The sequence below is a fragment of the Alphaproteobacteria bacterium genome (genome assembly GCA_019635875.1).
Lineage (GTDB): Bacteria > Pseudomonadota > Alphaproteobacteria > Reyranellales > Reyranellaceae > JAFAZJ01.
In genome coordinates this window covers 213795-231884 of sequence record JAHBYP010000002.1, presented here as the reverse complement: position 1 = coordinate 231884, position 18090 = coordinate 213795, and the positions used below count along the sequence as shown (strand labels likewise).

At 69.0% G+C, this 18090-nt stretch carries 16 protein-coding genes; 9 read left to right on the top strand and 7 right to left on the bottom strand.

Annotated features, from left to right (window positions below; all coding sequences use genetic code 11):
- Window positions 1-348: 348 nt before the first annotated feature.
- A complete protein-coding gene (locus KF889_07220; protein ID MBX3499220.1) occupies window positions 349-744 on the bottom strand; it encodes a hypothetical protein in 396 nt (131 codons plus the stop codon).
- Window positions 745-1193: 449 nt separating this feature from the next.
- Here KF889_07220 and KF889_07215 point away from each other — a divergent pair, with 449 nt between their 5' ends.
- From KF889_07215 to KF889_07180, 8 genes are all read left to right on the top strand, one after another.
- Complete coding sequence (locus tag KF889_07215; GenBank protein ID MBX3499219.1) at window positions 1194-2330, top strand: MFS transporter; 1137 nt, start codon at window positions 1194-1196, stop codon at window positions 2328-2330.
- Between the two features lie 66 nt (window positions 2331-2396).
- Window positions 2397-3677, top strand: coding sequence for an ArgE/DapE family deacylase (locus KF889_07210; protein ID MBX3499218.1), 1281 nt, complete (start codon window positions 2397-2399; stop codon window positions 3675-3677).
- A gap of 226 nt (window positions 3678-3903) precedes the next feature.
- Window positions 3904-4527: an SGNH/GDSL hydrolase family protein gene (locus KF889_07205; GenBank protein MBX3499217.1), complete on the top strand. Its 624-nt coding sequence runs from the start codon at window positions 3904-3906 to the stop codon at window positions 4525-4527.
- Between the two features lie 188 nt (window positions 4528-4715).
- Window positions 4716-4961 carry a sulfurtransferase TusA family protein gene (locus KF889_07200; GenBank protein MBX3499216.1) on the top strand — a complete coding sequence of 82 codons (246 nt, stop codon included), beginning with the start codon at window positions 4716-4718 and terminating at the stop codon, window positions 4959-4961.
- Between the two features lie 288 nt (window positions 4962-5249).
- Complete coding sequence (locus KF889_07195; protein MBX3499215.1) at window positions 5250-6449, top strand: phosphoglycerate kinase; 1200 nt, start codon at window positions 5250-5252, stop codon at window positions 6447-6449.
- A 172-nt stretch (window positions 6450-6621) separates the two neighbouring features.
- Window positions 6622-7857: a PQQ-dependent sugar dehydrogenase gene (locus tag KF889_07190; GenBank protein MBX3499214.1), complete on the top strand. Its 1236-nt coding sequence runs from the start codon at window positions 6622-6624 to the stop codon at window positions 7855-7857.
- A 140-nt stretch (window positions 7858-7997) separates the two neighbouring features.
- Entirely contained in the window at window positions 7998-10811 is a 2814-nt protein-coding gene (locus KF889_07185) for a PAS domain S-box protein (protein ID MBX3499213.1), read from the top strand.
- 53 nt (window positions 10812-10864) lie between these two features.
- On the top strand, window positions 10865-11434 hold the full coding sequence (locus KF889_07180) for an NUDIX hydrolase (GenBank protein ID MBX3499212.1): 570 nt from the start codon (window positions 10865-10867) through the stop codon (window positions 11432-11434).
- 10 nt (window positions 11435-11444) lie between these two features.
- Here the strand turns inward: KF889_07180 and KF889_07175 are convergent, their stop codons facing one another.
- The 6 genes from KF889_07175 to KF889_07150 form a co-directional block, all read right to left on the bottom strand.
- On the bottom strand, window positions 11445-12086 hold the full coding sequence (locus KF889_07175) for a septation protein A (protein ID MBX3499211.1): 642 nt from the start codon (window positions 12084-12086) through the stop codon (window positions 11445-11447).
- Window positions 12083-13018 (bottom strand): signal recognition particle-docking protein FtsY, encoded by a 936-nt coding sequence (ftsY, locus tag KF889_07170; GenBank protein ID MBX3499210.1) that lies wholly within the window; start codon window positions 13016-13018, stop codon window positions 12083-12085. Before ftsY ends, KF889_07175 begins: the two co-directional genes overlap by 4 nt.
- The gene (gene mtaB / locus KF889_07165; GenBank protein ID MBX3499209.1) at window positions 13015-14268 is read right to left on the bottom strand and encodes a tRNA (N(6)-L-threonylcarbamoyladenosine(37)-C(2))-methylthiotransferase MtaB; all 1254 of its coding nucleotides are present in this window, start codon (window positions 14266-14268) and stop codon (window positions 13015-13017) included. Before mtaB ends, ftsY begins: the two co-directional genes overlap by 4 nt.
- On the bottom strand, window positions 14265-15131 hold the full coding sequence (locus KF889_07160; GenBank protein ID MBX3499208.1) for a diaminopimelate epimerase: 867 nt from the start codon (window positions 15129-15131) through the stop codon (window positions 14265-14267). The genes mtaB and KF889_07160 overlap by 4 nt, the downstream gene beginning before the upstream one ends.
- 150 nt (window positions 15132-15281) lie before the next feature.
- Entirely contained in the window at window positions 15282-16262 is a 981-nt protein-coding gene (locus KF889_07155) for an ABC transporter substrate-binding protein (GenBank protein MBX3499207.1), read from the bottom strand.
- A gap of 112 nt (window positions 16263-16374) precedes the next feature.
- Window positions 16375-17286, bottom strand: coding sequence for a hypothetical protein (locus KF889_07150; GenBank protein MBX3499206.1), 912 nt, complete (start codon window positions 17284-17286; stop codon window positions 16375-16377).
- Between the two features lie 197 nt (window positions 17287-17483).
- Here KF889_07150 and KF889_07145 point away from each other — a divergent pair, with 197 nt between their 5' ends.
- On the top strand, window positions 17484-18089 hold the full coding sequence (locus KF889_07145; GenBank protein MBX3499205.1) for a 2-hydroxychromene-2-carboxylate isomerase: 606 nt from the start codon (window positions 17484-17486) through the stop codon (window positions 18087-18089).
- The last annotated feature ends 1 nt before the right edge of the window (window position 18090 follow it).

The following is an 18090-nucleotide window of genomic DNA, read 5'->3' as shown; positions in this document are numbered from 1 at the left end:
ATTCGTCGTTGCAACGGATCGGATCCAATGGTGTCAGGCTTGCGTTATTGCGTTATTCGTCCGACGAAAGGGTGTCAGGCTTGCGTTATTGCGTTATTCGTCATTGCAACGGATCGTGGTCTGGCGCAGCGACCAGCGAATTCAAGGCGCGCGTTTCTGGATAGGGACAATGGTGTCAGGCTTGTAGGGACAATGGTGTCAGGCTTGCGTTATTGCGTTATTCGTCGTTGCAACGGATCGTGGTCTGGTGCAGTGACTGGCGAAGGCGAGGAGAGTGCTTCTGAATATAATGCAATAACGCAAGCCTGACACGGACCTTCGGACACGGATCTTCGGATCTTGCGCGATCTATTTGATCCATCTCCCATACGCATGAAAGGCAGCTCCTCCAACGCCGAGCCCAAAGTGTCTCAGCTGCGTTCGCTTGAACAGGTTCTCGGCGGAAATGAGCAGTACCCCGGCCTGGAAGACAATGCCGCCTAGCGTCATCCCCATGAGCTCCCCTTTCCGTCCATGGAGATCATTGATGCTGAAGGATGTTTCACACCTCAGGCTGGTCCACAGCCAAGCGGCGTCGGACCCGGCGCTGGCGCCCACCCGTTGCCCATAGCCGAAAAACGCGAGGTCTCGTTCTTCGTTCGCTACCTTACTTCCGAACCTGAAGACCTGATGGACGACTCCTAGGACTTCCACGTTATGCTTCCAACGGACTTTCCAATCAGACGCTTGCGTGTCGGCAGGCATGATGGACCTCCAGTATGTGGAGTCGCGCAACACTAAAAGTTGATTGCTCACTTATAATATTGCGAGGCAGACGTTGCAACGAAAAGTCGTCGTGACGACATGAGTTTCGCGCCCAGCGGTGCACCGTCGCGTCCTCCCGAGCTCCTACGCTGGCGGCGCATGTGGAGGTGAGCAGAGAGACCTCGTGCATTTCATGTCAGCGGTAAAGGGCCCCGATATCGACCTCTGCTACCCGCGCGCCGTCGAGATCCAGCGTGCGGCGATGGCCGAGCTGGCGGGGCTTTAACTTTGTCAAAGCGACGTCCGATAGATCGAGCAAACCTGTCATCCCGAGCATAGCGAGGGTGTGAGCAAGACGCATAGATCCCTCGCTACGCTCGGGATGACAGCGGCGACTCGACTCAGCCGGATGGTGCTCTAGCTTCCCTCGCGTGTATCACTCGCCAAGAATGCCCGCCGACCGATGGAAGCTGCTGCGCTGGCTCGTCTCGTCCGCCACGTTCGCCGTGCCGCAGGCGGCGGGGCCGATCGCGTTCGCCTTCGTCGCCCTGAGCCTCACCGGCGACACCAGGGGCGGCGCCGCCCTGATGCTGGTGATGACCCTGGCGCAGGTGGTCGGCGCCATCCCCGTCGCCAGGCTCGGCGGGACCCTGCCGCTGGCGACCTACCTGCGGCTGCTGGTGGTCGTTCGCACGGCGGCGCTGGCGTCCATCGCCGTGCTCACGGCATACCAAGCGGCCTTCGCCTGGCTTCTGCTGGCGGCGGCGATCGCCGGATCGGTCAACGGCGCGGCCTTCGGCTACCTGCGTTCCCTGCTCAACCACCTGGCGCCCGTCTCGCAGTTTCCCCGCGCCCTCGGCATGGCGGCGACGCTCAACGAGCTGACCTTCGTGCTGGCGCCCGTGGCGGCTTCCGGCCTGGGCACCGTCTCGCCGGTCCTCGGCGTGCTGGCGCTCGCGGCCGTGGGCGCCGTTCCGGCGTTGCTGGTGCCGCACACCGGCCCGGCCCCCATCGAGGGCCTGCACCGCGCCGAGGGCTCGGTCCTCAGCCGGCCGATCCTGCTGTGGCTTCTGTGCGCCGCGTCGGGCGGCGCCACGGTCGCCTCCATCGAGGTCGGCGCCGTGGCGCTGGCGCTGAGCTTCGGCTACGAGCCGGCGCTGGCCATCGCCTTCACCATTCCCCTTTGTGTGGCGTCGGTCGCCGGCGGGATTTGGGTCAGCGTGCGCAACCGCATGGCGACGCGCACGGCCGTGCTGGCCCATCTCCTCGTCATGACGCTGGGATCCGCCCTCGTCGCGCTCGACCTGTCGATCACGACGACAATTCTCGGCACCGTCCTTGTCGGCGCCAACCTGGCGCCGCTGGCGACATACTACTCGCTCGTCCTCGACACGCTGGCGCCGGCGCAGCGGCGACCGGAAGTCTTCGCCCTGCTGCGCACCGCGAACGCCATCGGCGTCATCTTCGCCAGCGCGATGCTGACCGCGGTTTCCCTGTCCGTGGCCTTGATCCTCGTCACCGGCCTGATGGGCATCGCCGCGCTGGCGGTCGGACTCTCGTCGGCCAGACGCCCGCCGTCGGGTTGACGCTGCGGCATGCGGCTTGCGATGGTCGAGACACCGCCGCGCCAGCCCGATCACAGGACGCACACCATGCTCGACGCCTCGCTCACCACGCAGATCATGAACGCCGTCGACGAGAAGGCCGACGAGCAGACCTCGGTGCTGGCCGATCTCGTGAAGATCCCCTCGACGCGCTACAGGGAAGCGCCGGCGCAGGACATGATGGCGCGCCTGTTCCGCGACGAGAAGCTGTCGGTCGATCGCTGGCAGGTGCATATCGACGACATCCGCCACATGCCGGGCTTCTCGCCCAAGCACCAGGATTACGACGATGCCTGGAACGTCGTCGGCGCCTGGCGTCCCACCCATCCCAAGGGCCGCTCGCTGATCCTCAACGGCCATATCGACGTGGTGCCCGAGGGGCCGCACGAGATGTGGACCGCGCCGCCCTTCGAGCCGCGCATCAAGGATGGCTGGCTCTACGGCCGCGGCTCGGGCGACATGAAGGCCGGTCTGATCCTCAACCACTACGCCCTGCTCGCACTGAAGCGAATCGGCTGGCGCCCGGCGGCCGACGTCTACATGCAGTCGGTGGTCGAGGAGGAGTGCACCGGCAACGGCGCGCTCGCCTGCCTGCAGCGCGGCTATCGCGCCGACGCAGCCCTGATCCCCGAGCCGTCGAGCCACGTGCTGACCGTGGCCCAGGTCGGCGTGATGTGGTTCCAGGTCAAGGTCACCGGCCACCCCGTGCATGTCTACAAGGCCGATGCCGGATCGAACGCCATCGAGTCGGCCTATCGCCTGATCCAGGCGCTGCGCGAGCTGGAGAAGAAGTGGAACGCGGCCAAGAAGGACGACAGGCATTTCTGCGATCACCATCACCCGGTGAACTTCAACGTCGGCAAGATCGCCGGCGGCGACTGGGCGAGCTCGGTGCCGGCGTGGTGCACCTTCGACATGCGCGTGGGCGTGCTGCCGTCGATGACGCTCGAGCAGGGCCGGCGCGAGATCGAGGATTGCGTCCGCCAGGCCGCCGCGCGCGATCCCTTCCTCGGCAACTCGCCGCCGACGGTGACCTGGGAAGGCTTCCAGGCCGAGCCCTTCGTGCTGAAGAACCACGAGGCGGTGCGCGACGTGCTGGCCGGCGCGCACCAGGCGGTGTTCGGCGAGGCGCTGCTCGACAAGACCTCGACCGGCACCGCCGACAACCGCTTCTTCGGCCTCTACGCCGGCATCCCGGCGCTGGTCTACGGGCCGAAGTCGGACGACATCCACGGCTTCGACGAGCGCGTCGAGCTCGAGTCGATCCGCCGCATCACCCAGGCGACGGCGCTGTTCATCGCCGAGTGGTGCGGGCTGGAGCGCGTGTAGAGCAAAGTCCGCGCCCGAGACACTCTGTCATTCCGAGCGCAGCGAGGGATTCAGCGGCGATGCCTGGATTCCTCGCTGCGCTCGGAATGACAGAGTGATTCTGCCCCTGCGCCCGCCGCTCAGGCATCTGACATGCGCGCCTGACGCGCCAGCCCTGCTCGGCTGATGCTGGTGCGCAGTGTGGGACTGTCGGACGACTCCCGGCGGTTTTTCCGGGAGCAGCTTTGTGTTCGGTAGTGAGGTAGTCCGGCGTCGCGCGCCCTGCGCGGCGATCGCGCTGGCGTTGTGCGTCACCCTAGTCGCGGGCGGGCCGGCGCTGGCCGAGGGCGGCGTGCGCACCTTCCTGATGGGCGACAGCTTCGCCGTCGGCATGGCGCCGCTGATGCGTGCCGACAAGACCGTGGCGATGATTGGCGGCAGCGCGCGCTACCGCTGGGAAAACGTGCCCCATGTCGATCGCGGCGCGCGCGTCGTGCTGGTGCTGGGCACCAACGATTCGGTCGAGACCGGCCCCGAGGGCGCCGCCAACTACGGTTATCGCGTGCGCGAGATCGCCCGCAGGCTCGCCGAGCGCGCGCGCGAGGTGGTGTGGGTCGGCCCGCCCTGCATCCTGCCCGGCCATCCGGTGATCGACGACGGCCATCTGCGCGAGATGAGCGAAGTGCAGCGCGACGCCGTGGTCGGGCTCGGCAAGGCGAACCTGCGCTGGATCTCGATGCGGGCGCTGACCGAACGCGATGGCGCCTGCGTCGAGGACGATCGCACCGTCGACCAGGTGCATTTCACCGCCGCCGGCTACGCGCGCATCGTGCGCGCCATCCGCGCCGCCTCCGGCATGCAAGCGCGTTGAAGAGGGGATTCGTTCTACCTTCCCCCGGAGGGGGAAGGTGGCGCGCAGCGCCGGATGGGGGATGCCTCAACACACTCGCTGTCCGCCTTCGACATCCCCCTTCCGCCCTACGGGCACCTTCCCCCTCCGGGGGAAGGGTGGAGCCGAACGCCTTCAGCCGGTAGGCAACCTGCTCTAGGATCGCCGGCATGACCGCGACACTCGATGCCGACCAGACCTATGACGGCAGCGGGCTGCTCTGTCCGCTGCCGGTGCTGCGCGCCAATCGCGCGCTGCGCGCGCTGGCGCCCGGGCAGACGCTGAAGGTGCTGGCGACCGATCCGGCGGCGGCGCAGGACTTCCCCGCCTATTGCCGCCAGACCGGTCACGAACTGGTCGCGACCGGCAACGAGGGCGAGACCCTGGTGTTCGTGATCCGCAAGCGCGCCGCATAGATCCTTCTCCCCGCGAAGGCGGGGAGAAGGTGCCCGAAGGGCGGATGAGGGGCTTCGCGGAGTCTCTACGGCGACGCTGCTTGTCGTTGCGCGAGGAAGCCCCTCATCCGCCTCGCTGACGCTCGGCACCTTCTCCCCGCCTTCGCGGGGAGAAGGGAGACCTTGCGTGGCGTCGGCGTGGTGGCTAGAGCAAATTCCCCTGTCATCCCGAGCGCAGCGAGGGATCTAGTCTGCACCTGGATCCCTCGCTGTGCTCGGGATGACAGTTTCTCGGCAGCAGGATTCCCAATGCCCGATTTCAGGACTCTCGACGATGCCAGGGTCGGCGGCCAGCGCGTGCTGATCCGGGTCGATCTCAACGTGCCGATGGAGAACGGGCGCGTCACCGACATGACGCGTATCGAGCGCGTCGCGCCGACCATCGCCGAGCTCGCCGACAAGGGCGCAAAGGTCGTGGTGCTGAGCCATTTCGGCCGGCCGGGCGGCAAGCCGGTGCCCGAGATGTCGCTGCGCCCGCTGGTCGAGCCGCTGGCCGCGACGCTCAAGCGGCCGGTCGGCTTCGTCGAGGATTGCGTGGGCGGCAAGGCGCAGCAGGCCGTCGGGCTGATGAAGGCCGGCGACATCGTGCTGCTGGAGAATCTGCGCTTCCACAAGGCGGAGGAGAAGAACGAGCCCGGCTTCGTCGACCAGCTCGCGGTGCTGGGCGACGTCTATGTCAACGACGCCTTCTCCGCCGCCCATCGCGCGCATGCCTCGACCGAGGGCCTGGCCAACCGCCTGCCGGCGATCGCCGGCCGGCTGATGCAGGCCGAGCTCGAGGCGCTCGACAAGGCGCTGGGCAAGCCGAAGCGGCCGGTGGCGGCGCTGGTCGGCGGCGCCAAGGTGTCGAGCAAGCTCGAGCTGCTGGGCAACCTCGTGGGCCGCGTCGACCGCCTGGTGATCGGCGGCGGCATGGCCAACACCTTCCTGTTCGCGCAAGGCATCGCCGTCGGCAGGTCGCTGTGCGAGAAGGACCTCGCCGACACCGCGCGCGACATCCTGGCGAAGGCGCAGAAGGCGAATTGCCGGATCGTGCTGCCGCTCGACGCCGCGGTCGCCGCCGAGTTCAAGGCCGGCGCCGCCAGCCGCGTCGTCGACATCGCCGCGGTGCCCGAGGACATGATGATCCTCGACATCGGCCCGCGCTCGGTCGAGGCGCTGAAGGCCGAGCTGGCGCAATGCGCGACCCTGGTGTGGAACGGTCCGCTGGGCGCCTTCGAGATCGCGCCGTTCGATGCCGGCACGACGGCGGTGGCGCGCGAGGCGGCCGCGCTCACCGAGGCGGGCAGGCTGCTCTCGGTCGCCGGCGGCGGCGATACTGTCGCCGCGCTCGCCCATGCTGGCGTCGAGGAGAAATTCACCTATATCTCGACAGCGGGCGGCGCCTTCCTCGAATGGATGGAAGGCAAGGAACTGCCGGGCGTCGCCGCGCTGATCCGCGCGGCCTGAGCCCGCGCGCCGGGAGGCGACGATGGCGGCTTTTCTTCCCGTCCCCCGGAGGGGGAAGGTGGCAGCGCGAAGCGCTGACGGAAGGGGGATGTCGCAACGACTTCCGAATCCGTCTTCGACATCCCCCTTCCGCCCTTCGGGCACCTTCCCCCTCCGGGGGAAGGGAACTGCCATGACGGCTCTCGTCGTCGCGCTCCTCGGTACGGCGGCGTACGCGCAGGAGGAGCGCAACCTGGCGCCGGGCACGCGCATCCGCATCGAGGCGGCGAGCATGCCGGCGCCGTTCGCCAGTCCCAGCGTCGCCAATCCGGCCGATCGCATCCGCCGCCCGGCCAACGCCACGCTGCGCGTGCCGCAGGGCTTCACCGCCCAGCTGTGGGCCGACAATGTCGGCAATGCGCGCACCATCGTCTTTGCCGCCAACGGCGACGCGCTGATCGCCGATTCGAGCGCCGGCCATATCGGCGTCCTGCGCGACGCCGATCGCGACGGGCGCGCCGAGCAGCGCTCGATCCTGGTCGAGGGCTTCGAGCGGCCCTTCGGCCTGGCGATCCGGCCCGAGGGTCTCTACGTCGCCGATACCGCGGGCGTCTGGCGGCTGGACTACCAGCCCGGCGACCTGAAGGCGCGCGGCAAGCCGGTGCGGCTGACGCCACAGGGCGCGCTCGGCCCGGGCACCGGCCACTGGACGCGCAGCCTCGCTTTCCATCCCGACGGCGAACGCTTCTATGTCAGCGTCGGCTCGCGCGGCAATATCGGCGAGGAGCCCTCGCCGCGCGCCACGATCCAGGAATTCCGCCGCGACGGCTCGGGCCAGGCGACCTTCGCCAGCGGCCTGCGCAACGCCATCGGCATCGCCTTCTATCCCGGCACGCCGCGGCTCTACGCCGCCGTCAACGAGCGCGACGGGCTGGGCGACGAGCTGGTGCCGGATTACCTCACCTTGGTCGAGCGCAATTCCTTCCACGGCTGGCCCTACGCCTATGTCGGCGGCCGGCCGCAGCCGGGCCTGGCCGAGAAGCGCCCCGACCTGGTGGCCAGGAGCGTGATGCCGCAGCTGCTGATCCGCTCGCACTCGGCGCCGATCCATCTCGCCTTCTACGACGGCACGCTGTTTCCCGAGCGTTATCGCGGCGGCGCCTTCATGGCCCTGCAGGGCTCGTGGAACGCCGACAAGCCACGCGGCTATCTGCTCGCCTTCGCGCCCTTCGTGAAGGATGCGCGCACCGGCATCGAGAAGCCGGCGGGCGACTACGAGGTCTTCGCCAGCGGCTTCTGGGTCTCGGGCAGCGAGCGGGCGACGATCTGGGGCAAGCCGGCGGGCGTCGCCGTCGCGCCGGACGGAGCGCTGTTCCTGAGCGACGACGTCGGCGGCACGATCTGGCGCTTCGCGCCGCAGGGGCGCTGAGCGCGTTCACTGATTCGCGCGGCACCCGCGGAATCCGATCCACTCTGGATGCATCCTCCTCCGCAGCTCGCAGTTTGACTGTAATCATCCGCGCGTGCGCCGGACCGTCCGGCGCGCGCCTTTCCGGATGCTCGCCGCGCATGCCCGCACAGGGTACCCCGTCCAACGATGGCCGCATCGGCCGCAGGCTGATCCTGTGGCTGCCGCTGACCTATGTGCTGATCTCGGGGCTGATCCTGCTGGCGCTGCTTGTCCAGCTGCATCGGCAGGCAATGGAATCGGGCGAGCAGCTGATCGGCTCCTTCGCGCGGCTGGCCAACGAGCAGACCAGTCGCACGATCCAGACGACCGCCACGACGGCGCAGATCATCGAGGCGCGGCTGAACGCGCCGATCCCGGTCACCGAGCCCGCCTTCAGCAACCGGCTTCGCGAAAGCCTTGCCAGCCGTCCCTTCATACGCTCGATCTGGGTGCTCGATTCCGCCGGCAAGGTGATCCACGGCGCCGGTGGCGACTTCGTCACCGATCACGCCGATCGCCCGTATTTCCGTCATTACCAGGCCAACCCACAGTCCGGCCTGGAGATCTTTGCGCCGGTGCGCAGCCGCGCGAGCAACGAGTGGCTGATCCCGGTCGCCAAGGCCTGGCTGCGGCCGGACGGCTCGTTCGCCGGCGTGATCGTCGTCAATCTCGATCCGCGCTACTTCGACCGGACCTGGTCGCTGGGCGAAGCCGATCGCGATCGGAGCGTCGCGCTGCTGCGGCGCGACGGCATCCTGCTGACGCGCAGCCCGCACGATGACGCCGCCATGGGCCGCTCCTTCGCCGAGGGCATGCTCTTCACCCGGCTTCTGCCGGCCAGCCCGGTCGGCACCTTCCGGGTCGAGGCCGCGGTCGACGGCCGTGCGCGCCTGCTGGGCTATCACGCGGTGAGCGAGTTCCCCGACCTGGTGATCGTCGTCGGCCACACGGTCGATCATGTGCTCGCCGGCTGGCATCGCACGGTGTTCATCGTCGTGATCGGCTGGCTGGCGGCGTCGGCGGCGCTGGGTGCGATGGCAGTCGTGCTGTGGCGCGAATGGGGACGCCGGCAGCAGAGCGAGGCGCGCTACCGCCTGCTGTTCGACGCCAATCCGCACGCCATGGCCGTGCACGATCCGCAGAGCCTGCGCTTCCTCGCCGTGAACGCCGCCGCCGTGCGCCAGTACGGCTGGACGCGCGAGGAGTTCCTGGGCATGACGCTGGCCGACATCCGCCCGCCGCAGGAGGTCTCGCGGTTGCGCGCGACGGTGCCGCGGCAAATCGGCGAGCACCGCATGCGCCACTGGCGCAAGGACGGCTCGGTCTTCGAGGTCGAGGCCGTTGTGACGCCCATCACCTTCGACGGCCGGCCGGCGATGCTGGGGCTGGCCCAGGACGTGACCGAGCGCAACGTCACGCGGCAGCGGCTCGACGACGCCATCCGGGCGTTTCCCGGCAGCTTCCGGCTGTTCGACCGCGACGAGCGGCTGGTGCTGAGCAACGGCGTGCGCTGGGGCACCAGCCAGATCGAGCTGCCGCCGCCGCCGATCGGCGACACCTTCGAATCGATGGCGCGCCTCGCCGCCGAGCAGGAGCTCGACGTCGCCGCGGTCGGCCGGCGCGAGGAATGGCTGCGCGAGCGCCTCGCCCAGTTCCGCCGCGGCGACACGAACGTCGAGGTCCAGTGGCGCGACGGCCGCTGGTTCCAGCTGCTCGAGCGGCGCACCTCCGACGGCGGCACCATCAGCCTGCGGCTCGACATCACGGCGCGCAAGGCGGTCGAGGAGCAGCTGCGCCAGTCGCAGAAGATGGACGCGATCGGCCAGCTCACCGGCGGCGTCGCGCACGACATCAACAACATGCTGACGGTGATCATCGGCAACGCCGAGGCGCTGCTCGAGCAGCGCTCGCTCGAGGCCGACGCGCGCGAGACGCTGGAGCTGATGCTGCGCGCCGCCGAAGGCTCGGCCGAGCTCACCAACCGCCTGCTCGCCTTCGCGCGGCGCCAGCCGCTGCGGCCCAAGCAGCTCGACGTCAACGGCTTCATCGGCCGCATGGAGGGGCTGCTCAGGCGCTCGCTCGGCGAGCAGGTCGAGGTCGTGCTGGCGCGCGCGGCGGATCTGTGGCCGGTGAGCATCGATCCGGGGCAGCTCGAGACGGCGATCCTCAACCTGGCGATCAACGCGCGCGACGCCATGCCCGGCGGTGGCCGCCTGACCATCGCCACCGGCAACGCCATCGTCGACGCCAGCTACGCCACCGGCCGCCACGACGTGGCGATCGGCGACTACGTCGTCGTGTCGATCTCCGACACCGGCACCGGCATGACGCCGCAGACGCTGGCGCACGCCTTCGAGCCGTTCTTCACCACCAAGGATGTCGGCAAGGGCACCGGGCTCGGCCTGAGCATGGTCTACGGCTTCGTCCAGCAATCCGGCGGCCACGTCACGATCCACAGCGAGGCGGGCGAGGGCACGACGGTGCGCATGTACCTGCCGCGCGCCAGCGACGCCGACGGCGCGCCGGGCAACGGCGAGACGCAGGCACCGCTCTCGACGGCGCGCGGCGAGACGATCCTGCTGGTCGAGGACGACGATCTCGTGCGCGGCCATGTCGTGACGCAGCTGCGCCAGCTCGGCTATCGCGTGACGCCGGCGTCGGACGGCCGCCAGGCGCTCGCGCTGCTTGCCGGCGAGGAGCCCGTCGACCTGCTGTTCACCGACATGGTGATGCCCGGCGGCATCGGCGGCCGCGAGCTGGCCGAGCAGGCCCGTCGCCTGCGGCCCGGCATCCGCACGCTGTTCACCACCGGCTACAGTGCCGACGCGGTGGCGCGCGCTGGACGGCTGGAGCTCGACGCGCCGCTGCTCGGCAAGCCCTACCGCCTGCGCGAGCTCGCCGAGCGCATCCGCGAGGCGCTGGACCGGAGGTAGTGCAGGTCCGGCGCGGCTGGACAAGCATGCCGACCCGGTCCGATGATCGGGCCATGTCCGAGACTTCCGACAGCAAGCCGCCGCGCCCGGCCTGGGCGCCGCCCGACAATTTCCGGCGACGCGTGCCCGACGGCGACACCCACGAGCGCCTCGTCTGCGACGATTGCGGCTTCGTCTCCTACGAGAATCCCAAGATCGTCGTCGGCGCGGTCTGCCTGTGGGAGGACCGCATCCTGATGGCGCGCCGCGCGATCCATCCGCGCAAGGGCTACTGGACCCTGCCGGCCGGCTTCATGGAGCTGAAGGAGACCACCGAGGAGGGCGCCCAGCGCGAGGCGTGGGAGGAGGCCTGCGCGAAGATCGAGATCGACGCGCTGATCGGCGTCTACAGCATCCCGCGCATCGGCCAGGTGCAGATGATGTATCGTGCCAGGCTGGTCTCGCCCGATGTCGCGCCGGGCATCGAGAGCCTGGAGGTCGCGCTCTTCGCCTGGGACGAGATCCCGTGGAAGGAGCTGGCCTTCCCCAGCGTCACCTGGGCGCTGAACCACTGGCGCGAGACGCGCCACCTGGCGGCCTTCACGCCCTTCGTCTCGCCGGCGGATTATCCGGGCTTGCGGTGACAGCAGGACCTCAATCCTTGCGCTCGGGCGCGAAGGGGTTGTCGTCGCCGTCCCAGTGACGCTTCAGCAGGGGCGTCTGCGCCAGCGCGAAGACGATGGTCAGCGGCATGCTGAGCGCCATCTTCGAGGCGATCCACGTCTCGGTGCTGAAGAAGCGCCACATCACCTCGTTGACGGCGGCCAGCACCAGGAAGAACACCGCCCAGCGCCTGGTCAGGATCGTCCAGCCGAGATCGGTGAGCCGGAAGGCGGCGGCGAACATGATCTTCAGCAGCGGCCGGCCGAACAGCAGGCCGGCGGCGAGGATGGTGGCGAACAGGCAATTGACGATGGTCGGCTTCATCTTGATGAAGGTCTCGTCCTGCAGCCACAGGGTGAGCCCGCCGAACACCAGGATGAAGAAGCCGCCGACCAGCGGCATGATCGGCCAGCGCCGCTCGAGCACGCGGTAGATCGGCAGCACGATCACCGTGGTGACCATGAACACCGCGGTGCCGGCGAACAGCCGTTGCGTCTCGCCGGCGCAGTAATCGAGCAGGCGCTGGCAATTGCCGTTGGTGACGAAGAAGGCGAGCAGCGGCCCGAGCTCGAGCAGCGGCGGCACCAGCTTGCGCCAGGCCGGCACCTCGGCCTTCTCGCTGCGTCCGCTCATGCCGCCTCCAGGCCCATCAGGCCGCGCGCGAACTGCCGGGCATCGAAGGGCCGCAGATCGTCGATGCCTTCGCCGACGCCGATCGCCACCACCGGCACCTTGAACTTCTCGGCCAGCGCCACCAGCACGCCGCCCTTGGCGGTGCCGTCGAGCTTGGTCAGCACCAGGCCGTCGACCTGCACCATCTCGCGGAACACCTCGACCTGGCTATGGGCGTTCTGGCCCACCGTGGCGTCGAGCACCAGCAGGCAGGAATGCGGCGCGCCCTCGTCGAGCTTGCGGATCACGCGCACGATCTTGGCCAGCTCCTGCATCAGCCCGGCCTTGTTCTGCAGGCGGCCGGCGGTGTCGATCAGCAGCACGTCGGCCTGCGCGTCCTGCGCGGCCTTGAGCGCCTCGAAGGCCAGCCCGGCGGCGTCGGCGCCGGTCTCGCGGGCGATCACCGGCACCTTCGAACGCTCGCCCCAGATCTTGAGCTGCTCGACGGCGGCGGCGCGGAAGGTGTCGCCGGCGGCGATCATCACCTTGCGGCCTTCGTCGGTGAACTGGCGCGCCATCTTGCCGATGGTCGTCGTCTTGCCGCTGCCGTTGACGCCGACCACCAGCACGACATGCGGCTTCCTCGCGCTGTCGATCGTCAGCGGCTTGGCGACCGGCGTCAGGATGGTGGCGACATCGTCGGCGAAGGCGCCGCGCACCTCCTCGTCGGTGACCTCCTTGTCGAAGCGCGTGCGCTTGAGGTTGGCGACCAGCTGGCCGGCCACCGCGACGCCGAGATCGGCCTGGATCAGCACGTCCTCGAGCTCGTCGAGCGTCTTCTGGTCGAGCTTCTTCCGGGTGAAGAGCCCGGTGATGCCCTGGGTGATGCGCTGCGTCGATTTGGTCAGGCCTTCCTTCAGCCGGCCGAACCAGGACTTCTTGGGCTCGCTCATGCCGCGACGCGCTCCACTGAAACCGCGGTGAGATGGCCCCCGGCGACGCCGTCGACGCGCAACGGCACGACCCTGCGCGCGGGCAGCCGCACCGAAGGACGGACCGGCGCGAAATGCGCCGTGCGGCCGGTGCCGTCAAGCTCGATCAGCGCCTCGACCGTGCGGCCGAGCTGCGCGCGCAGGAAGGCGTCGGCCCGCCGCGCGCCCGCCGCGCGCAAGCGCGCCGCGCGCGCGCGCCGGACATCGCCCGGCACCGGGGGCATGCGCGACGCCGGCGTGCCGGGACGCTCGGAATAGGGAAAGACGTGCAGCCAGGTCAGGCCGGCCTCGTCGATCAGCCGCAGCGTGCGCTCGAACATCGCCTCGCTCTCGGTCGGAAAGCCGGCGATCAGGTCGGCGCCGAACACGACATCGGCGCGCCGTGCCCGCGCCCGCTCGACCAGGCGCAGCACGTCGTCGCGCAAATGCCGGCGCTTCATGCGCTTGAGCACGAGATCGTCGCCCGCCTGCACGCTGAGGTGCAGGTGCGGCATCAGCCGCGGCTCCTCGCCCAGCAGCGCCAGCAGCTCGTCATCGATCTCGACCGGATCGAGCGAGGACAGGCGCAGGCGCGGCAGCGCCGGCACCAGCTTCAGGAGCCGCCGCGCCAGCGCGCCCAGCCGCGGCGCGCCCGGCAGGTCGTGGCCCCAGGCGGTGAGGTCGACGCCGGTCAGCACCACCTCGTTGTAGCCGGCCTCGACCAGCGCGCGGGCCTGCGCCACGACGTCGCCGGCCGGCACCGAGCGGCTGGGGCCGCGGCCGAAGGGGATGGCGCAGAAGGTGCAGCGGTGGTCGCAGCCGTTCTGCACCTGCAGGAAGGCGCGGCTGTGTCCGGCCAGATCGGTCAGCAGGTGGCCGGCGGTCTGGCGTGCGGCAGCGATGTCGTCGACCTGGGTGCGCGCGCCGTCCTCGGCATACGAGCCGGCGCTGAGCTTCTCGACATTGCCCAGCACGCGATCGACCTCGGGCATCGCCGCCCAGGATCGCGGATCGATCTGCGCGGCGCAGCCGGTGACGATGATGCGCGCCTGCGGCCGCTCGCGCCGCAGGCGGCGCACGCTTTGGCGCGCCTGGCGCTCGGCTTCCGCCGTGACGGCGCAGGTGTTGACCACGATCGTGTCGGGCGCGCCGGCGGCCCTGGCGCGGATCACCTCCGACTCCACGGCGTTGAGCCGGCAGCCGAAGGTCACGACCTCGACGGCGCGGCTCATGCCAGCAGCGCGGGGTCGAGCGTGCCGGTGAAGGACTGCGCCACGCCGCCGGTCATCAGCACGTGGCCGTCGCGCAGCCACTCCATGACCAGCGTGCCGCCATCCATGACGACCTCCGCCTTGCGCGACGTCAGCCCGCGCCGCGCCGCCGCGACGATCGCCGCGCAGGCGCCCGAGCCGCAGGCCAGAGTCTGCCCGGCGCCGCGCTCCCACATGCGCAGGCGCAGGCGATCGGTGCCGGTGATCCGCGCGAAGCCGATATTGGCGCGCTCGGGAAACAGCGTGTGGCTCTCCAGTCGCGGGCCGAACTCGCGGATCCGGACGTCGTCGAGCAATGCCGGGTCGTCGACGAAGAACGTCGCGTGCGGATTGCCCATCGAGCAGCCGACCGGATCGCCGTAGGGACCTATCGAAAGCGGCAGGTGCAGCGTGTCGCAGGCCAGCGACACCGGCACGTCGCGCCAGTCGAGCTTCGCCGGGCCCATGTCGACGCTGATCACCGGCAGGCCGTTGGCGCCGGTGCCGACCTTCTCCGCCTCCAGCAGCCCGGCGATGGTCTGCACGATCGCTTCATCGCTGCCGCGCTCGGCCATCAGCACCGAGGCGACGCAGCGCGTGGCATTGCCGCAGGCGCCGGCCTCGCTGCCGTCGGGGTTGTAGATGCGCATGAAGACGTCGGCGCCGCGCTCGCCCGGCGGCTCGAGCACGATCAGCTGGTCGCAGCCGACGCCCAGCTTGCGGTCGGCGACGATGCGCCGGCCCTCCAGTGACAGGCCCAGCGCCCGCGCGCGCGCGTCGAGCACGACGAAGTCGTTGCCCAGCCCATGCATCTTGCGGAACGGCAATCCGGCGGCGGCGTTCATGCGCGGCTATATGGCGTGCGGCCGGGAGCGAGTCCATTGCGGGGTGCACCAAATGCGAACGATTCTCAATCAGGTTTCCAGATAGTTGCGGCCAGACAGACGGACTGTGATCTCAAGAGATCGGTCCGCGTGAGGCGGAGATGGCAGCCGCTATTCGATCACCTCGGTGGCGGCGATTTGCAGTGACACTGGCACGGTCAGACCAAGGGTCTTCGCCGTCTTGAGGTTGATCGCCAGCTCGAATGTGGTCGGCTGCTGTACGGGAAGCTCTGATGGCTTGGCACCTTTGAGAATCCGGCCGGCATAGGCACCTGCTTGGCGATATGCGTCCGTGAAACTCGACGAGTAACTGATCAGTCCGCCTGCGGTGACCATGCTCCGCAGATCGTAGACCGCCGGAATGGCGTGACGAGCCGCGAGTGCAACGATTGTGGTGCGCTCGCTGGTGAAAAGGGGGCTGCCGCTCACCAGGAGTGCGTCCGCCTTAGCCTGCGCGACCTTCGCGAACGCGGCTTCCAATTCCGTCGATCGCGCCAGTCTGATGACGACGATCCGCATTCCCATTGCGCGCGCCGCAGCCTCGATGCCCGGCAGCCCAGCGTCGAACGCGGAAAAGCTGGAATCGCCAAACACAGCAACCGTCGTGGCCTTGGGCACGAGTTCGCGCAGCAACTCCATCCGCTTGGCATTGAGCTCGCTGCCGCCGAAGAATGTCACGCCGGTGAGGTTGCCACCTGGCCGGCCAAGACTCTCCACCAGTCCGGCCGCGACGGGATCCTCGCCAACAACAAACACAATCGGCGTGTTCGGGGCTGCGGCCTTGGCCGCCCGGACCGCCTGCAGATTGCCAACGATCACCGCTGCCCGATGGCGAACTAGATCGAGGGCAAGGTGCGGCAGGCGGTCGAGTTGGTTGTCGGCCCAGCGCTGCTCGATGGCAACATCTTGTCCTTCGACGAAACCAGTGTCGTTCAGACCGAGGCGCAACGCGACCAAGAGATCATTGAAGGGCTCTGCCGGCGTGCTTCGCAACAGGCCGACCACCGGCATCGCCGGCCGCTGCGCACTTACCGCGAACGGCCGTGCGCTGACTACACCGCCGAGAAGCGATATGAGCTCGCGCCGCCTCATAGGCTTCCTCGCCGCGCCGAGGGGTACCCCAGCACGTCTCGGATCAAGAGCTACGGCGGGGCTTTCGCACAGACTTGGCTTATAGCCGACCTGCGTAGGCGGGCCAATGGCGCTACGGATTGAATCCGCCCGGGGTCGGCGGGCGGATGCGGTCTTCACCCGGCGGCACATAGCGCACCGTCATCCAGCGCGTGCCGCCACCCAGCTGGGCGATCTCGAAGCTGGGCGTGGTCTTGGTGTAGATCGTCAGATGCAGGATGCCGAGCGGCAGGTGCGGCAGGTGCGGCTCGACGAACAGGCCGCGCGATTCATCCCACGCCGGCAGGGCGTGGTGGACCGCCCAGTTGCACAGGCTGGGCAGCGGCTCGTGCCTCAGGCCGCGCTCGTAGACCGCCACGTTGAGCGCGATCTGGTCGACCATGTTGGTCGAGCGCTGGAGGCCCTCGCGCAACGTGTCCGCCCAGATGCGCCAGCCCGGCGAATCCGCGCGCATGGCGAAGACACCGGCGTTGATCAGCGGGTAGCGGATCAGTTTGTCGGCCTTCTCCTGGCCGAAGGCCTCGGCATAGGCCGCGCCGTTGATGCCGCTGAACTCGGCCCAGGCGTGATAGTAGTTGCGGAAGGCACGGTGGATCTCCGGCGCCACGGCGATGTCGGCGCGCCGCGCGCCCTCGAGGAACAGCTCGATCGCGCTCCATTCCTGCACCCAGACATCGGCGTCGAGCCACAGGTAGATATCGTGGCCCGGCGCGTAGCGCGGCAGGAAGGGCCGCGCGGTCAGCGACTTGAAGGCCTCGCCGACGCGCTCGCGGCCGGGGAAGTCGAAGTCCCATTCGGCGCGCAGCAGCGTGGCGCCGATCTCATCGCGGCACCACCGCGCCTGCTCGTCGGTGAGGCCGACATCGAAGATCGCGATCGGCACGTCGCGTCCCTCGGGCTTGTCGCGCAGCGAGCGCAGCATGCCGCTGAGCAGCTCGAAATAGCCGGCGTCGGATGCGCTGAGGATCAGGACCTTCTCGCTCATGGCTGACGGTATGCCATAGCGCGGCCGCTCGCGGGGAGACCAAGCCGTTGGATCACCGCTGTCATCCCGAGCGCAGCGAGGGATTCAGGGACGCTGCCTGGATCCCTCGCTGCGCTCGGGATGACACGTGATACGTGCCCGTTGCGGGTCGAGGGCGGCGATGATTGGATGCGCCCCGCTTCAACGGGGATCGCAGCATGGCCAAGCACGTCGACTACTACGTCTCGCTGAACTCGCCGTGGACCTATCTCGGCTCGGCGCGCTTCGAAGCGATGTCGGCCAGGCACGGCGCCGACGTGACGATCTGGCCGGTGTCGTTCGGCGACGTCTTCGCGGTCTCCGGCGGCCTGCCGCTGCCCAAGCGCGCGCCGCAGCGCCAGGCCTATCGCATGATGGAGCTCAAGCGCTGGCGCGAGCATCTCGGCATCCCGATCACGCTGGAGCCAAAATTCTTTCCCAGCAACGAGGTACCGGCGGCGCATGCGGTGATCGCCGTGCGCGAGAGCATGGGCAACCCGCCAGCGATCAGGCTGGCGCACGCGGTGCTCAAGGCGCTGTGGGAGGAGGAGAAGAACCCCGGCGATGCCGCCACGCTGAACGCCATCATCGCCTCGGTCGGCCTCGATCCGGCGAAGGTGACGACGATGGCGGCCGATCCGAAGGTCGCGGCGCGGCGCGAGGCCGATACGAAGATGGCGATCGAGCGCGGCGTGTTCGGCGCGCCGAGCTACGTCATCGACGGCGAGATCTTCTGGGGCCAGGACCGCGTCGAGTTCGTCGAGCGCAAGCTGGCCCGGGGCTGAT